Below are 17926 nucleotides of genomic sequence, written 5' to 3'. Positions count from 1 at the left end.
TTAACGTACTCCGTGCATTAGTTTTTTAATGATCGGATTTAATACAATCGATATAAATCCTACCCCTACTGGTATTAATGTAAAAATTAAGAAGAAAGTACTTAGGGAATATTCAGTCGCAATTTTATCGATCATTCCTCCCATATTTCCGGCGGCCTTTTGACCAATGGCAATGGCCAAATACCAAATACCAAACATAAAACCGATCATTCTTCCAGGCACCAATTTACTTAGGTACGATAAGCCTACGGGAGACAAACAAAGCTCTCCCATGGTGTGGAAAAAGTAGGTACAAATTAAAAACACCATACTCACCGAAGCTGTTTGTGCTCCTGGAGGTATTCCGGCAGTTCCAAAGGCCAAAAAACCGAATCCCAGTCCCAGAAGAATTAATCCCAACCCATATTTCATGGCCGCACTCGGATTGTATTTGCTTTCCCACCATTTCGAAAAGAAAGGCGCGAGAACGATAATAAAAAAGGAGTTTAGAATTCCGAACCATGAAGCTCCTACTTCGGTAGCATCCTTACTAAACTCCCTGTCGATTTTCCAAATTACAACACCCCAAAGCGAAACAAAGGCAAGCGCCAAAACAATATTGGAATACGGAATCTTGGTATAGGTTTTTTTAAACAATAACACCAACACCCATGAGATTACCGCCAAAGGTCCAACCGTCAGAATTAAATCTATGATTTTAAAAATCGTAGCAGCATTTCCTGATAATTCCCTCGCCGTATAATCTCTGGCAAAAATGGTCATGGATCCCAAAGATTGCTCAAAGGCGGCAAAGAAAAACACCGTAAACAATCCAAAAATAGAAACGGCAATAATTCTATCGCGTACAATTTTGGTATATCTAAAGATTCTGCTGATAATAAGCCACAAGAACATCACCAAGGCCGCTAGCACTGTTATCGTCGAACCATCATAGTTACCAATACTAAAGTTCAGAAGGTTTATGTCGCCTATTTTAGACATCGGATCGTTAAAAAGGTACAACACCCCTCCGATGGCAGATAAGATCATTAACACCTTGTCTAGTGTCGTAAAAGGGTTTAGTTTTTCTTCTGCTTCCTTATTCTCATCGACTACAACACTTTCTTCGTTAATATTTTGCGGCAATTCTACCTCGTATTTTTTACTAGGTTTTTCCCCTATACTACCAAATAAATCTTTGGCCAACCAAAATTGCAGCATTCCCAAGAACATAAAAATCCCTGCCAATCCAAAGCCATAGCTCCAACCGATATTCTCGGCCAAGTACCCACAAAGCATCATTCCAAAGAAAGCACCGGCATTAACCCCCATATAAAATATAGTGTATGCTCCATCTTTCTTAGATTCTTTGCCTTTGTACATTTCGGAAATCATGGAAGTGACATTAGGCTTAAAGAATCCTGTTCCTATAACCAAAAATGCCAATCCTAGATATAAGGTAAATTGCGTTTCAAAGACCATGGCAGCGTGGCCCAACATCATGATAAAACACCCTATGATCACCGCCCATTTATAGCCGGTAAATTTATCGGCTACATAGCCTCCGATAATTGGTGTCAGATAAAGCAAGGAAGCGTAAGTTCCAATCAACGCCAAGGCGTGTTCCCGGGGCCATTCCCAACCAGGATTGTCCCCAATTAAGGGTGCCGTTAAAAAAAGTACTAATAGGATTCGCATTCCATAAAAGGAAAACCGCTCCCACATCTCTGTAAAAAATAAGACAAAAAGTCCGGCCGGATGCCCTATAACCTTATCCTTAAATAAATTTTCAATATCGGTATTCATATTTCTATATTCGTTAAATACTTCCTTAACTGCAGCTTAATTTGTTTTGTTAATATCCGTTCCCGCCAATTCATAAGGCTCATTATCCTTCATATCATGCTCATGATCCTCGGCACCATGGGTTAGTTTCTTCAGTTTTTTCAAGAATAAGATTAGCAGCAACCCAAAACTTACGGTAAAGACCGTCAGCCATAAAAAGGTGCTGTATTCTTGTTCGCTTTGTTCCTCTTCCAATACAAAGGAAACTTCGTAGTTTTCCCCATCTCCTTTATTTTCTATCTTTTGAGCGGCATCCCTATTTTTCTCGAATACGAGTTTGGCGTGATACGGACTGCTAGAAGTTGCGTTGTTTTCTTGAAGCGTTTCTTTTAATTTGGCTAGGTTATTGTCCTTATTGTCGGTTAGCTTAAACAGATCATTAAGAGGTTTTCCCGATTTTATTTCCTGGAACACTACCGCATCATTGTCCAAATACACTTGGGTTTTAATACCAAAGTTTTTGTCCTCATTAATAGGGTAATCATATATCTTGACAATCTTTTTGTCCGGATTTTTGATTTCCATGGAATCCTTGCTCATATAGGGAAGAACAGCTTCCTTACTTACGATCATTTCTCCCTGATAAGGATGCAATTGAGACGACTCCCCTATACTACCTGCCAACTTATTTCCAAATCCGGTTGCCGCAAAATAAACCCCCATCATAATAGAAGCATACTTTATTGGGGCGAGTTTGGTAATAAATGAAAGCGATACAGGCGAAGTACATAATTCTCCTATGGTATGAAATAAATAGGCTAGAAAGATCCATATCATGGCTGCTTTCCCAAAGACCTCCGAACTGGCTTCTTTAGAGGCGAACATCATAAAAATATAACCAAGTCCCATTATAATGGTCCCTATGGCCATTTTAAACAAAGACGACGATTCTTTTCCACTTTTTTTCCACCAGATCCAAAAGCCTCCCACTAGCGTTCCAAAAATGATAATATATCCGGCATTTAATGATTGGAACACGGCAGCAGGGATTTCTTGCAACCAGCTTAAACCTATAGTCCTATCTACTTTGGCATCCGTGTACAGGTTCATCAGGCCTCCGGCTTGCTCAAAAGCCCCCCAGAATACGATCACGATCAAAAATGAAAGCAATAATACCAATACTCTATCCTTTTCTATTTTGTTCAAGGGCCTTTTGGCGGCGATACGTTCCTCTTCAGAAACATTCTTACCTCCACTAAATTCTCCAACTCCCTTTAGGAACTTTTGTCCCCAAATAAATACAGCCTGCCCCAACAACATTCCTACTCCTGCCAGTCCAAAACCATAATGCCAACCGTAATAATAAGCTACCAAGCCAACAGAAATACTAGCTAAGAAAGCACCTATATTAATACCTATATAAAATATGGTAAATCCGCTATCCCTTCTTATATCCCCTTCTTGGTACAGTCCACCTACCATGGTAGAAATGTTAGGCTTTAACCCACCAACCCCTAGGATAATTAGGATCAATCCTGTAAAAAAGGCCCAATCTTGTGGAATGGCCAGGGTGACATGCCCTGCACAAAGCAGTAGCCCCCCGAGCATGACCGTTTTTTTCTGCCCTAAAAACTTATCGGCAATCCAACCTCCAGGAATGGAGGCTACATATACCAACATGGTATACCATCCATACAGCCATATGGCATCTTTATTGGACCAACCCAAACCTGGATCGATGGCAGTGGCAGAGGTAGCTATATAGAGCACCAAGATTCCGCGCATCCCATAGTATGAGAAGCGCTCCCACATTTCAGTGAAAAACAATATAAAAAGACCAACGGGATGGCCAAATAATTCTTTCCGATGTATTTCCTTTACTGAACTTTGCATAGGTATCTTTAGTTAGTTATAGATTTTCTTTTATAAAATTGGTCATTTTCGTATAGAGGTGCAGCCGTGTATTCCCTCCGTAAATTCCGTGGTTTTTATCGGGATATATTGCCCAATCGAACTGCTTATTGGCTTGTACCAAGGCTTCTACCATTCGCATGGTATTTTGTACGTGTACATTGTCATCGCTACTACCGTGGACCAATAAATATTTTCCCTTTAATAATTCAGGATAGTTAAAAGGTGAGTTATCCTCGTAACCGCTAGGATTTTCTTGTGGGGTACGCATAAAACGTTCTGTATAAATGGTATCATAAAAGCCCCATGAAGTTACCGGTGCCACAGCGATCGCCATTTCAAAAGTATCATTGCCCTTTAGCAGGCAGTTGGTAGACATAAAACCGCCATAGCTCCAACCCCAGATTCCGGTCCTGTTTTCATCTACATACGGCAGCTCGCTAAGTTGTTTTGCCGCATCGATCTGGTCTTGAACCTCATACTTCCCTAATTCCTTATAGGTAACCTTCTTAAAATCGCGTCCTTTAAATCCAGTTCCACGCCCATCGACACAAACCACAATATAGCCTTCATCGGCCAACATTTGATACCAGTAATCGTTAGAACCCATCCAACTGTTGGACACTGACTGTGAACCTGGCCCACTATACTGTGTCATAAACAAGGGGTATTGTTTGTTGGCATCAAAATCCGTAGGTTTTACCATCCACATGTTTAAATCGTTGCCATTGACCTTTATGGTGGCATATTCCTTAGGACTTAAGGCGTAGTCGCCAAGCTTTTCAAGTAAGGCCTTGTTGTCCTTGATATCCTTTAGCTTTTTACCGGATTTGGCAGCATGCAACGTATATTCGGGCGGTGTGGTTGCGTTGGAGAAAGTATTTATAAAATAGGTGAAATCGGTACTAAAATCGGCGGCATTAGTCCCTTCCTTGGAAGTTAGGCGTTGTTTCTTTCTGCCATTGCTCTTAATACTGTAAACATCTCTATTGATAGAGCCATTTTCGGTGGACTGATAATATATTTTATCTTGCTTTTGGTCGTATCCATAATAATTGGTTACCTCCCAAGGCCCTTTTGTAATTTGCCTTACAAGTTTCCCTTTGGCGTTATATAGGTAGATGTGGTTATAACCATCCATTTCACTGGTCCATATAAAGCTATCGTCTTCTAAAAAGGTAAGGTTATCGGCAACATCAACATAAGCCGCATCCTTTTCTTCCAAGAGCACGCTTACACGATTCTTTTTAGCATCAACAGCCAACAGTTTTAAATGGTTTTGATGCCTATTTAAGGTCTGTACGCTTAAGGTGTTCGCATCGTTCATCCATTTTATTCTGGGAATATAATACGCATCGCCTAAGGCTACTTCGGTTGTATTTCCGGAAGCGACGTCTAACAAATGTAAAGATACCACGGCATTATTTTCACCTGCCTTTGGGTATTTAAAAACTTGCTGTGTTTGATATAGCTCAGAACCATAAATATCCATAGAGAATTCAGGAACCTCGGTTTCATCAAAACGGATAAAAGCAATTTTTGTACCATCGGCATTCCATTCAAAGGCTCTAACAAAAGAAAACTCTTCTTCGTACACCCAATCCGTAATTCCGTTAATGATCTTGTTTTTCACCCCATCGGTGGTGATTTGCTTGGTCTTTTTAGTCGCTAAATTAAAGGTATAAATATTATTCTCCTGTACATAGGCCACTTGGGTGCCATCGGGAGAAAGGGAAGGTTCTTGTATTTTAGTGTCTGAAATTTTTACAAGATTTTTTGACTGAAGATCGTATACATAATAAACACCTAGGGTTGATCGTCTATAGATGGACTCTAACTGGGTAGCCAATAATAGCCGAGATTCGTCCTCACTAAATTCATAAGAACTAAAATGGGAAATTTCCTTTAAATCTGCCGAAGAAACTATGGTTTCTACTTTTTCTTGGGTCGAATAATCGTATTTGTCTATGGCGGTAGTACCCTTGCTGCTATCGAAATCCAGGATGGTGTATTGTTTACCATTTTTTAGGGATCTCAACCTGTCCAAACCTTCGGTTCTAAAGTGACCCCCATAAATTTCCTCTAGGGAAATTTGTTTGTTTTGGGCGGTAATGGTTGAAAAAATACTGAACGTTAATGCTACTAAAAAGGAAATTTTTCTCACGTTTTTCACTGAATTTTATTAATTATTCCCAATAATTTTGATTGAAAATTCGTTTAAACTTTTAAAAATGCTTAAAACTGTCAAGTTTACTAAAAAAATCACACAAACATCTACTTTAAATAAAATAATAACAATTTTATTTGCCTTTTCCTCCAATTTAGACACCCCTTGCTTATTTCCTTAATCACTATCTTTGCCGCAAGAAATCAAATACCTTATGATTGCACCGATAGAAGGTTTTTCCAAGCTTAGCAAAGAAGCTAAAATTAGTTGGATTGCCAAACATTACACCCATAATTCTGAGCAGACGCTTGAACTATTACAACAGTACTGGAACAAGGACGCGCAGCTACAAAAGTTGCACGACGAGTTTATAGAAAATACGATTACCAACTTTTACCTACCTTTTGGGATTGCCCCAAACTTTTTAATCAACGATCGTTTATATGCCATACCTATGGCCATAGAAGAAAGTTCGGTAGTGGCCGCGGCCAGTAAGGCCGCCAAATTCTGGTTGTCCCGTGGTGGGTTTAAAACGACCATTCTAGGAACAGAAAAGGTAGGACAGGTTCATTTTATGTATACGGGCGATGCTGAAAAATTAGCGCAATTTTTCTCGGCCTTAAAGCCACAACTTTTGGCCAATGTAGCTTCCATCACCAAAAACATGGAAAAGCGTGGCGGTGGTATAAGTGGCATTGAACTAAGGAACAAAACAGCCGAGTTAGAAAATTACTATCAACTGCACTGCACCTTTGAGACCATGAATGCCATGGGGGCCAATTTTATAAACTCCTGTTTAGAGGTTTTTGCAAAAACCCTAAAGGCCGAGGCCCAAAATTACCCTGCTTTTACCGATCAGGAAAAAGACATAGAGATAGTGATGAGCATACTTTCTAACAACGTCCCCAATTGTGTGGTCCGTGCAGAAGTAAGTTGTGCTGTTAACGATTTAAAACCCCAAGATGCAGCCTCTTCCTTAGAGTTTGCAAAAAAAATGGTTCGCGCCGTGAATATTGCAAAGGTAGAACCCTTTAGAGCCGTTACCCACAACAAGGGTATTATGAACGGCATAGATGCCGTTGTTTTGGCCACTGGGAACGATTTTAGGGCTATAGAAGCTGGCGCACATGCGTATGCCAGTAAGGACGGAAAATATACCAGCCTAACGCATGCCAGTATAGAAGATGACCAATTCAAATTCTGGATAGAAATTCCATTGGCTATAGGTACTGTAGGCGGTCTCACGAATTTACACCCATTGGTAAAGGTCGCTTTAGAGATTTTACAAAACCCAACTGCCAAGGAACTGATGGAAATTGTTGCCGTTGCCGGATTAGCACAAAATTTCGCTGCCGTAAAATCGTTGGTAACGACCGGCATACAACAAGGGCACATGAAAATGCACCTGTTAAACATTTTAAACCAATTAGGAGCCACTGAAGCCGAAAAGCAAACACTGGTAAACCATTTTAAAAAGAACACTGCATCGCATAGCGCTGTAGTAACCGCTTTTGAGGCCTTGAGAAATAACGTATGAAAACAGAATTTTACAGTAACGGAAAATTATTGATCACCGGCGAGTATGCCGTTTTAGACGGGGCCGAAAGCTTGGCCATCCCCACTATTTATGGCCAGTCTTTGGGATTAAAAAAAATTGAGGCCCCGCTACTTGCTTGGCGAAGCCTGGATGAAAAAGGAAATGTTTGGTTCCAGGGTGTATTTGATTTAGAAACTTTAGCATTATCCTCCAAGGAATCTGACTATAGCTTTTCTACAGCGAGCTCTCATAACGACACAGAATCTGAGGAAAAAATGGCTATTGCCACCACCTTGTCCAACATACTGAAAGAAGCAAGAAACTTAAATCCGGGTTTTTTAGCCCACCAGCAAGGATTTGAGGTCACCACCTCTTTAAATTTCCCTCGAAATTGGGGCTTGGGAACATCATCTACCTTAATTAATAATATTGCGAGCTGGGCCAATGTAAACGCCTATAGCTTGCTTTGGAATTCCTTTTCTGGCAGTGGATATGATATTGCTTGCGCCCAGCACCATTCGCCAATCACGTATAAACTTACGGACAATAAACCTCTAGTAAATCAAGTTTCTTTTAATCCCTCGTATAAAAACAGCCTTTATTTTGTTTACTTAAATCAAAAACAAAATAGCAGGGAGGGCATTGCAGCATACAAGAGCAAGGATTTCAATAAAATAGGGCTACTATCAAAGATCAACAATTTCACTCAACGTGTATTAACGGCCAGCAGTCTATCTCAGTTTGAGAAGTTATTAAAAAAACACGAAGAAGCCCTTAGTGAGGTTCTAGAAATAGCTCCAATCAAAGAACGTTTATTCCCGGATTTTAAAGGTGCCATTAAAAGTTTAGGCGCTTGGGGCGGCGATTTTATATTGGTAACCGGAAATAAAAACACTCCGGATTATTTTAAAAACAAGGGATATACTACTGTGATTCCTTTTTCAAAAATGGTAAAGTAATCGTTGGCCTGGAGTTATATGGCCCAATAAAAACTTCGTTAATAGGTATCGATATTTAGCTTAAACCATCGGTTAGCAAACAAAATTAGCCAAAACTAAGGCAATCATTCGGCCTTACAAAAAAGTAGAAAACAAAAAAAACCTTCCGATCGGAAGGTTTTTTTTGATATCATTCAGATTAGCTAGTAAAAACTAGGTCTTTTATCTTCAATAGTGGCAGCTTCTTTTAAGGCGTTATACACAGAGAAAGTGATTCTTCCTTCTTCAGCAGCCCTTAAGTTATTAGCATAAGTACTATAGTTATCCAATTTAGGAGCTTCCTCCTTTTTGGTAACGGTAACCATATACACTCCAGTTTGCCCTTCAATCAAACCTGAAGTAGCCCCTTGAGCCAAGGCAAATGCCTTTCCAACAACCAAAGGCTCGGATCCGGCACCAGGTATGGTAGGTGTTTTCATGGTCAAGGCCGTAGCAGTAGATGGCACTACATTATAGCTACTTGCAAAATCATCCATAGATTTTCCTTTGCTTGCGCCAATAATTTGAGCAGCCTTTTTCTCTTTTCTGATTTTAGGCAAAACCAAAGCAGAAGCATCTTCAACGCTCATTAAACCTTCTTTGTAGGCAGCGGTTACTTGAACCACTACATAACCGTTATTAATATTAAACCTTTTAATATCACCAATATTAGTCTCACCGTTAAAAGCCCATTGTACAATTGCACGTTGCGCGCCTAAGCCCGGCAGGTTTTCATCCAATTCTTTAATTTTGTTTACTGGTCGTACAACAAAATTGTTTTCTTTGGCCAATTCTGGCAATGACTTTCCTTCAGAAGTTTCCATTTCAAATTTTGTCGCTTCTGTAAATAGCGCATTGATCGTTTCTTCAGAAGGCTCGATCTCTCTTGCCAAGGTAGCTATTTGAACAACATCTTGCTTATCGTCGATCTTCACAACGTGAAAACCATAATCGGTCTCTACCAATCCGATACTTCCTTTAGAATTCTTAAAGGCAAAATCGTTAAAAGCTTCTACCATCATTCCTTCTTGGAAAAACCCTAAATCTCCACCTCTTGGTGCAGATGGCCCATCGGAATTATCTCTTGCCAATTGGGCAAAAACGGCATCCCTTCCTTTGGCTTCCGCCAATAATTCTTTAGCTTTTTTCTCGGCTTCTTCTTTAGTTCTCGTAACCTCTGGACTTGCAGATTGCGCCCCGGCGTAAGAAATGAGGATATGGCTAGCTTTTACTGCTCCGTTAGCCTTTTTTCCCATCATTTTAGAAATCTTAAAAAAGTCGCCATCGCGATAAGGACCATAGATACTTCCTATAGACAACGCCATTAAAGTATCGGCATATTTTGCAGACAGATCATTCTTTGCTTTATAGATGGTATCGAATTTAATATCTGAATTACGGTCTAAAAAGGCAGCTACATCAGTGGTATTTTCGAATCCTTGAATGGTTTCGTTGGCATCTTTCTGAGCATTATACACCTCTGTATCGTTTAACAAAGCAGTAATCTCTTCTTTCACAGCATTCTCATCTTTCAAAGATGCTTTTTCCTCGAAGTATACGAACTGTATATCTCTAGATTTGTCTTGCTTAAATTCTTGTTTATGGCTTTCCAAGTATTTTTGCATTTCCTTTTTGGATACTTGAATAGAAGAATCGGCAATAGCAGTGTATGGTACGCGAACATATTTGACATCTACCTTATCATTGGCCAGTTTATATTCCAATTCACCTTCTTTTAAAGTGGCTCCCAAACCAGCTCTAATAAGGTTAAAATAAGTTTGCTCTTTTGCATTTTGAATAATTGCAGCTTCATCTTGCAACCACATGCTGTAACGAGCGGGGTTATTAGCTTTCCAATCTGCTACAGCACCTCTAAATACATTTTCATCAAACACTCCGTTCGAATTATGAAACTCAGGGTTCTGAACATAATTAGGAATCGTTTTTACATAATTGATAATTTGATCTTGTTCAATTTCAATCCCTAAATCCTCAAATTGTTGAGCCAACAAAAGACTTCTCACTTCGTTTTCCCATACTTGGTTCACCACTTGCAATGAAGAAGCGTTAGGACCTGCCATTCTAGACATACTCTCTACCTGTCTTCTAAATTGATCGATTGAAACTTCCTCGCCATTAACTTCTGCTATAGAAGAACCAACTTTTCCGTCTCCCATGCCTCCATTACTAAACACCCCCGATATAACAAAGGCGAACAATGCCAAACCTATAATTAAAATCAAAACGGTGGTTCGTTTTCTTATACTTTCTAAAACTGCCATTATATAAAATGTTTAAATATGGTGGCCAAATTACCACTTTCTTTTTAAATATTAAAAACTAAAAAAAATCAAAATTTTTGACGTATTAGCCTTAGTCCCTTTTACCTATCTCCAAGGAAACCAAATCTATTTTGTTACTAGAAACCTCCAAGACCACAAAGAGAAAATCACCTATCCTTATTTCGGAGTTCTTTTCTGGAATTTCACCGGTTTCATTCATAATCAGCCCGCCCAATGTTTCGTATTCGTCACTTTCTGGTAGCTCTAAATTATAATGTTCATTTACATAATCGACCTCTAAACGGCCCGAAAACTTATACATGTTTTCGCTTAATTGCTCTTCGAACAAATCTTGCGTATCGTGCTCATCTTCAATCTCTCCAAACAACTCTTCAACAATATCCTCAACAGTCATCACCCCAGAAGTGCCCCCGTATTCATCTAACACCACGGCGATGCTTTTCCGCTTCTTTGTAAGCACATTTAATATATCGTTGATCAGCATTGTTTCTGGAACAAACTCTACCGGCAACAAGATACTTTTTATGGTCTTGGGTTTCTTAAACAGCTCATAAGAATGCACATATCCAATTATATTATCGATGGTATCCTTAAAGACCAATATTTTAGAAAAACCAGTTTCCGTAAAGAGTTTTGCCAAATTTTTTGGTGTCTCGTGTAATTCTACCGCAGCGATCTCTGTTCTGGGCACCATCACTTCTCTTGCTTTCACCGCGGAAAACTCCAATGCATTTTGGAAAATCTGTATCTCGGAATCTATAATATCTTCCTTTTCTACCGTTTCCATCTGTTCGGTTATATAGTCTCCCAGTTCTATTTTACTAAAGGCCAGGGGAACTTTATCACCATTGGTCTTAAAAAGAACCCTAAGAATAAAATCTGACACCCAGATAATAAAATTGGAAATCACCGAGAAAATCACATAGAAAAAATAGGCCGGGATTGCCAACAACCGCAATAATGTATTGCTATAAATCTGAAACAACACCTTTGGCAAGAACTCTGCCGTCAATAAAATTACAATGGTCGATATAACCGTTTGGGCCACCAGACTAAAATCGGTCACCAAAAGGTGCAGAAATGAATTTGATCCCGTCTCCATCCCCTGAAACCAACTCATTAACAACTCTCCCATATAGAGTCCGTATACCACTAAGGCAATATTATTGCCTATAAGCATGGTTGCAATAAACTTTGACGGTTTTTTGGTAAGCAAGGTCAATACCTTGGCCAAGTAACCATCTTGCTTCTTTTCTATTTCTATATGAATTTTATTAGCAGATATAAAGGCTATTTCCATTCCCGAAAAGAAGGCAGAAAACAAAAGGGATAAAACAATAATAACTATGTCGGTGTCCAAGATTATTGCTTGTTATTTTTTTGACGATTTTCGAACTTTTTACGGTACGATTTTTTGAAAATAAACATCCCAATAGAAATCACCGCAAAGAACACAAACAAATAGGCGCGATCCCTATCTACGTTCCACTCCTCATAAATGGTAAACAAAGAAACTACAGCTACTGCTAAATACAAATATTCGGTATATCTTAAAACTTTAATCATAATTACTCCTCTTTTATACTCATTAACCCATACGTTCTATGGGCATTAAAAAAACTCAGATCTCTATTAAAATCCATTCCCTCCCCATCCATAACGGTTCCATCTTCTGGATTGATAAATGTAAATTTCTCTTGAGTGAAAATCCATTCATTGGCCCTGTCCCAATACAATTGAGGACTTTCTAACCTTTTGCCATCACTGGTCTCAATAATGACATTTCCTTGCAAATCTATTAAATTAGTCTTGGAATATATAATACCATAGTCGGCTGAGATCGTACTTTTTTCACCTTTTTCATCAAAAAACTCCACCACCAGTCCCTTTGGAAAGGTTAGATGGGGAAATTCCAAATTGTCAAAATCGTTACACAAAGGACTCTTTAAAACGACTACTACCCTCGATTGCAATCTTGCTTCCTTATTATCTATTCCTTCTTTATCATCGGTTTCGGTAGAGGTAAGCACAAAGTCCTGGGCCACTCCTGTGGGGTATATTTTTTTTACGGCCTCATCTCCTACTCTTTTGTAGGTATCGGTACATGAGAAAAAAAACAAAGCCATAGAAATAACTATGGCAATGTTTGAAAATATATTTAAATAAGATTTTTTCATCTTATAGGCTTGGTACTTTTACGCTACCACCAACCCAACATGGGAAGGTTAATGTTTTACCTGCCATCCCAGAGTTAAAAACATCTGTTTTGGAAGGGGCTTTAGCAGCATAACTGGCTGCGGCCTGAGCAGATTTACCGCTCAAAGAAGGATCTACACGACCTGCTTGGCGAGCGATATCCTCGGCTTTCCAATAAATTGCTCTTTTTTCAAAAGCAGTATTACCACAATCGTTGGCACTATTGGCATACAAACTTGCGATTAACAAATAAGCTTTTCCGTTAGATGGGTTTGCATCCAGTGCTTTTTGCGCATAGCTCCTAGAAGCCGATTTATTACGATTTCTGTAGCTAGTAGCAATCTTTAGAGCAATATTCGATTTTTTTCTGGAATCTGTTTCCAATTCCAAGGCCTTGTTAAAATCGGCCATAGCACCTTTGGTATCTCCAGCGTTGTTTTTCAAGGTACCACCATACATATAGGCACTAGCAGAAGGCTCTAAAGCCAATTGGGCCTCGAACAGTTTCTTAAACAATGGATCTTCTGTACATTCCTTGCTAAACATTCTACTCACGGCTCTTTTTACCCAAGTAACATCGCCTTTTTTAGCCTCGTAGTTCTTTTCGTATAATGGTATAAGGTTTTCACAGTTCGCCAAAGCTCCCAACTTACTATCGATACTCTCGGTAATTTTACCGTAGCTTTCAGAATAGCTAGTATAAGAAGACAATTGCCTTTTCTCTTTAGATGTTAGCGTACCAGCATCTTCTTTTGGCAATAGTTTATTGATCCCAGCAGTAAACGTATCGTTTTCCTCTTCGATTTTTTCAGTAATAATGTCATACTTCTCAAAAACCTCTTCCAATTCTTTTTTTCCCTCACTGTTCAAATCAACCAAACTAGAGAAATATAGGTAAAGGGCTTTAGGGTTTTTAAAATTCGCTTTGTCCTCGTTAAAAGCTTTGTCCAAGCTGCTGTAGATTTCCTCATTAGAAATCATTTTATTATCGTACTTCAACAACACCTTATCAATAGCTACTCCTGCTACTGTGTTTTTTGCTGGATAATACTGCGCGCTCTTATCGAAAAGCTCCATTAAAGCATTAATATTTGCTTCTTTCTCTGCTCCTTCAGATTTTTTGATCCTATCCTTAAGAATACGTTCTCCATAAAGGAAGTTTGCCCAGTTTAGAGCAGGACAGTTATCGTACACCATTTTCCAAGGGGTATAGGCAGCCTCGTAATTCTTAACCTTTACATGTTCGGTATAAATTGAGAGGTTCGTCATACACTCTGGATTTTGTGCCTGTGCATTCCCTAAACCAACAACCCCCATAATGGCAATTGCTGCGATGTAGAGTTTCTTTTTCATAGTATATTTTTTTAAGGTGGTTAAAGTAATAATTTTAATTTAATTAATTTTTCTTTTTTTGAACCATTCTGTATCGCTCAACGAAAGACCTAAATTAACTTTAAAGTAATTCTCCTCGATTAAATCTCCTGCTTGTGTTCCTCTTTTCCCGAGTTCGAATCCTAAGTTAATATTGGAAAAGGTTCTTCCCAATGGTAACCCTAGTCCAAAAGTTATGCCAAAATCATTAATTTCTTTATTATCTACTAGCATACCACTTTTTGATATTTTAGCACCTGCCCTATACACTACTCTATTGAAGTAGCCAGAAAAGGCAGAATAGTTAGGAATATAGTATCCGCCAACTCTAATAGCCTGTGCGTCTTGATACTCTAAATTGCTCGATGGCGACAGTTCATTTTCAAAAGAACTCAGTTGTTGAAAGCTATATTCAGCACCCAGGAACCAGTTCATATCCTTTCCAAACCCCAACCCTATGTTAGTGGTTGTTGGGATTTGCACTCCAGTTCTAGCCAAGCCTTGTGCTTCTAAATCCACTGTACGAACTTCTACATCCATACCGTTGGCGGTAGAATAGGAACCAAAAGTTTTTTCGTTCTCTGACACTAAATTTGCCTGTGTATTTACGGACACACTAGTAAAAAGAGTATATTTTTCTTTAATCCTAGGGGCATACGTAGCCCCAAAATTAAAATCGAAACCTTCAATCCTTGAGGACACTTTTGAAAAAGAGCCCAATTGAACATTTTCTATGTTCTGAAAACTTTGAGCACTCTGTTTTCCAAAATTATAATTAGAGGTTATCCCTAAACTAAAATTCTTAAACAATTCGTATCCTATGCTCAGGTACGCCCTATTAAGGCCGCCTTCTCCGGAGTAAGAATTCGTAACCTCCGCATCATTAGCACCGGTACTGGTAGCCTTAAACCTATATCCTACCGAAGAATACGGCATGATACCAAATCCCATCCCAAATCCTTTCCCTAGGCTCCATCCAAGGGACAGGTAGTCTAATGTAGCGTTCGAAGCATTTTCACGTACTCCGTTACCCCTAAAACTGGTCTCCTTTCGAGAGATCCCTGCGGTGTAAGTTGTTAATCCCAATCCGCTATAAGCGGCAGGATTTCTTAAGTTTAAGTGTATACTATCGGCATAAACACTTATTCCGCCCATCATTTGATTCTCCACTGTACCAGCGAATTTCAAATCCCCTATACCGAAATAAGAATATGGAGAAGACGTACTGTTCTGAGCATATATGCTAACTGAAGTTAGGCATAAAATTGCAATTACAAAGTTTTTGATCATCTAGCGTTTGTTGTATTCTAGCAAATGATTTAACCCCAATAGGAGAAATTTAGAATGCGCAAATATGGTATTTTTTACTCGTTCTGACAAAAATTGAGCGTCTCCTCCCGTAAAAATTACTGTTAAATTTAAAAATCGCTGTTTATATTGGCTTATAACGCCATCTATTTCATTACAAATACCATTGACCACTCCGCTATGCATGCTCGACTCGGTAGAATTTCCGATGAAATCGATAATTTCTCCTTTTTCGAGCAGCGGAAGTTTTGACGTTTGCTGATGCATGGCCCGATATCTCATGGCAACCCCTGGTGAAATGGCACCGCCTAAATATTCGCCATAATCGTTCACCATATCATAGGTAAGGCAAGTACCCGCATCTATAACCAATGTATTCCCCGCTGGATTAAAATAAAATGCCGCCGCGGCCAGTGCCATCCTATCGACTCCCAATGTTTGGGGAGTGGCATAAGAATTTTTAAAAGGCACTTTACTTTGGTGCGACAAAACGTGAACCTTGCAAAAAACAGAAAGCATTGCAATTTCTTTTTCACTTAAAAAACCCACTGAAGAAACAATGGCATGGCTAATTTCCGGGTAAACTTTAAAAATCTCTTTACTTTTTTTACAGAAATCCTCAAGTGCAAAAACTTGAAAAGAAACCTCTTTAGTTTTCTCAAAAACAGCGAGTTTCACAAAAGTATTTCCGGCATCAACAACTAAATTCATGTTACAAAGATTATAAATCAATAAAAAATAAACACCTTTTTTATGATTTTTATTTGCAAATAACAAAATTGCCTCTATCTTTGCACCCGCTTACAGCAAGTAAGGTGCCTTAGCTCAGTTGGTAGAGCAATGGACTGAAAATCCATGTGTCCCTGGTTCGATTCCTGGAGGCACCACCTTAAAAGCCTCGTTTTTACGAGGCTTTTTTCTTTTTACACCTTTTCCACTACCCTTGCCCTATAATTTATACCGAGATTTCCCATCTATGGAAAAAGAATTAAATTCTTACAATAAGCCATATTTTTCATCTTGGACCATGGTTTCAGGTCGGCTGAGGGCAACATTTCTAATTTTAACATTTTTGCCTGAAAAAAAAATAGTTCTAGACTATTTTCGCTGATTATTTGCATATTTAAAAATACCCACTATCTTTGCACCCGCTTACAGCAAGTAAGGTGCCTTAGCTCAGTTGGTAGAGCAATGGACTGAAAATCCATGTGTCCCTGGTTCGATTCCTGGAGGCACCACCTTAAAAGCCTCGTTTTTACGAGGCTTTTTTCTTTTTACACCTTTCCTGTTGGCCCAAAAGATTGTTCAAAGTTCCATATTATATATGTATATGGGCGTTCCCCTATCGGGTCGCTCTTTCCGCTGTATCTTTTTTAAAGGTCCCATGGCCCTCTAAAAAAGGATGCCGCTGCAATCCCTAACGCGGTATTCAGTAAACAATAACCAATTAGTAATAAAAAGTAATCAGTACCTCCCCCGCATGTTGCGGGACTACTGGTCAATATGACTTTTGGTAAATATTGAACAAATACATTTTTAGTCATATGATAGTAAGCCAGCGCAGCAAAAAACCCTGATTCGCATAGGACCGAGCAGAAAATGCAACAATTTGCATTTGTCGTGAGGGGCCAGCTGGCGCCGTGGAGAAGATACGAGGCGACGCGAAGTTTTGAAACCGGTTTTTCGAACTCGATGAGGAAGAACTATTCCTCTAGACTGTAGCTTTTAGCACGATAGGACATCGCTACAGCTGGCTCCTCCATCCAAAGGCACACCGTACCTTTGTCTCGGCCCTGGACAAGCAAAAGAAACCGTCATGGACGGTTCACGAATACCTATTGAAAACAAATAACAAATACATGAGTAAATGAAGAAGAAGCGGACAGATTAAACTATCAGGAACTGTCCTTAAAAAAGGAAAAACAAAACTTTAAACGATTGTTTATTAATATATAACCAATAGCGTCCTAAACGATTTGAGCCAATCTTTGCAAACACTTTATATATCTGTATTTTAAAAGATTTTTGACAATATGGGGGTCTTTTTAAAGGTTTTATTTTTCTCTGGCCTATCGAAAATTTATCGTAAAATTTGAATGAGGATCGAAGGTTAAGAAATAGTCCACTGGACTATTTTAGTGAAGAGGCCAGCTTGCGCGTTGGCGATTTTAGGCTGTCTGAGCTAAACGAATTATCTTATTTAGCTGTTTTTCAAAAGCGAGTTCCTAAAATTTAAGTGCTGACAAAAAAATATTCTGAATGAATCATTTCGCAAGAAAGGCCAACGCTACGGCTGGCTCCTCCAGCCAAAGGTACACTGTACCTTTGACTCTCGACCCTGGTTCGTTTTTTATTCATGGCTTGTCTATTGTTTTTTAAAGGAATTCATGAA

12 protein-coding genes and 2 tRNA genes are annotated in these 17926 nt (G+C 39.1%); 4 read left to right on the top strand and 10 right to left on the bottom strand.

All coding sequences use genetic code 11. The features are described from left to right. From BUA16_RS06730 to BUA16_RS06720, 3 genes are read right to left on the bottom strand one after another with little or no spacing between them, the layout of a single operon-like run. Nucleotides 1-1785 (bottom strand): peptide MFS transporter, encoded by a 1785-nt coding sequence (locus tag BUA16_RS06730; protein ID WP_072763989.1) that lies wholly within the window; start codon nucleotides 1783-1785, stop codon nucleotides 1-3. A 36-nt stretch (nucleotides 1786-1821) separates the two neighbouring features. Then, entirely contained in the window at nucleotides 1822-3657 is a 1836-nt protein-coding gene (locus tag BUA16_RS06725; protein WP_072763988.1) for a peptide MFS transporter, read from the bottom strand. Nucleotides 3658-3673: 16 nt separating this feature from the next. Continuing rightward, nucleotides 3674-5839, bottom strand: coding sequence for a S9 family peptidase (locus BUA16_RS06720; RefSeq protein ID WP_072764084.1), 2166 nt, complete (start codon nucleotides 5837-5839; stop codon nucleotides 3674-3676). Nucleotides 5840-6044: 205 nt separating this feature from the next. On the opposite strand from BUA16_RS06720, the gene BUA16_RS06715 reads away from it, so the two are divergent. After that, nucleotides 6045-7379, top strand: a complete 1335-nt coding sequence (locus tag BUA16_RS06715) for a hydroxymethylglutaryl-CoA reductase, degradative (protein WP_262482954.1) — start codon at nucleotides 6045-6047, stop codon at nucleotides 7377-7379. Then, entirely contained in the window at nucleotides 7376-8338 is a 963-nt protein-coding gene (locus BUA16_RS06710; protein WP_072763986.1) for a GYDIA family GHMP kinase, read from the top strand. Before BUA16_RS06715 ends, BUA16_RS06710 begins: the two co-directional genes overlap by 4 nt. A 182-nt stretch (nucleotides 8339-8520) precedes the next feature. On the opposite strand, the gene BUA16_RS06705 is transcribed toward BUA16_RS06710, so the two are convergent. From BUA16_RS06705 to BUA16_RS06675, 7 genes are all read right to left on the bottom strand, one after another. Beyond that, nucleotides 8521-10638 carry a peptidylprolyl isomerase gene (locus BUA16_RS06705; protein WP_072763985.1) on the bottom strand — a complete coding sequence of 706 codons (2118 nt, stop codon included), beginning with the start codon at nucleotides 10636-10638 and terminating at the stop codon, nucleotides 8521-8523. 91 nt (nucleotides 10639-10729) lie between these two features. Next, nucleotides 10730-12019 carry a hemolysin family protein gene (locus BUA16_RS06700; RefSeq protein ID WP_072763984.1) on the bottom strand — a complete coding sequence of 430 codons (1290 nt, stop codon included), beginning with the start codon at nucleotides 12017-12019 and terminating at the stop codon, nucleotides 10730-10732. A 2-nt stretch (nucleotides 12020-12021) separates the two neighbouring features. Continuing rightward, nucleotides 12022-12225: a hypothetical protein gene (locus tag BUA16_RS06695; protein WP_072763983.1), complete on the bottom strand. Its 204-nt coding sequence runs from the start codon at nucleotides 12223-12225 to the stop codon at nucleotides 12022-12024. A gap of 2 nt (nucleotides 12226-12227) precedes the next feature. Beyond that, complete coding sequence (lptC, locus tag BUA16_RS06690) at nucleotides 12228-12836, bottom strand: LPS export ABC transporter periplasmic protein LptC (protein ID WP_072763982.1); 609 nt, start codon at nucleotides 12834-12836, stop codon at nucleotides 12228-12230. Between the two features lies 1 nt (nucleotide 12837). Then, the gene (locus tag BUA16_RS06685; RefSeq protein WP_072763981.1) at nucleotides 12838-14208 is read right to left on the bottom strand and encodes a tetratricopeptide repeat protein; all 1371 of its coding nucleotides are present in this window, start codon (nucleotides 14206-14208) and stop codon (nucleotides 12838-12840) included. A gap of 39 nt (nucleotides 14209-14247) precedes the next feature. Next, complete coding sequence (locus tag BUA16_RS06680) at nucleotides 14248-15516, bottom strand: BamG family beta-barrel-assembly machinery protein (protein ID WP_072763980.1); 1269 nt, start codon at nucleotides 15514-15516, stop codon at nucleotides 14248-14250. Continuing rightward, on the bottom strand, nucleotides 15517-16245 hold the full coding sequence (locus tag BUA16_RS06675; protein ID WP_072763979.1) for a type III pantothenate kinase: 729 nt from the start codon (nucleotides 16243-16245) through the stop codon (nucleotides 15517-15519). 103 nt (nucleotides 16246-16348) lie between these two features. On the opposite strand from BUA16_RS06675, the gene BUA16_RS06670 reads away from it, so the two are divergent. Together BUA16_RS06670 and BUA16_RS06665 are read left to right on the top strand one after the other, a co-directional pair. Then, nucleotides 16349-16421, top strand: a tRNA-Phe gene (locus BUA16_RS06670). A 278-nt stretch (nucleotides 16422-16699) separates the two neighbouring features. After that, a tRNA-Phe gene (locus BUA16_RS06665) sits at nucleotides 16700-16772 on the top strand. Nucleotides 16773-17926: the final 1154 nt, after the last annotated feature.

The organism is Arenibacter nanhaiticus, assembly GCF_900141935.1.
In the GTDB taxonomy this organism is placed as follows: Bacteria; Bacteroidota; Bacteroidia; order Flavobacteriales; family Flavobacteriaceae; genus Arenibacter; species Arenibacter nanhaiticus.
This window is presented reverse-complemented; position numbering and strand designations above follow the sequence as displayed.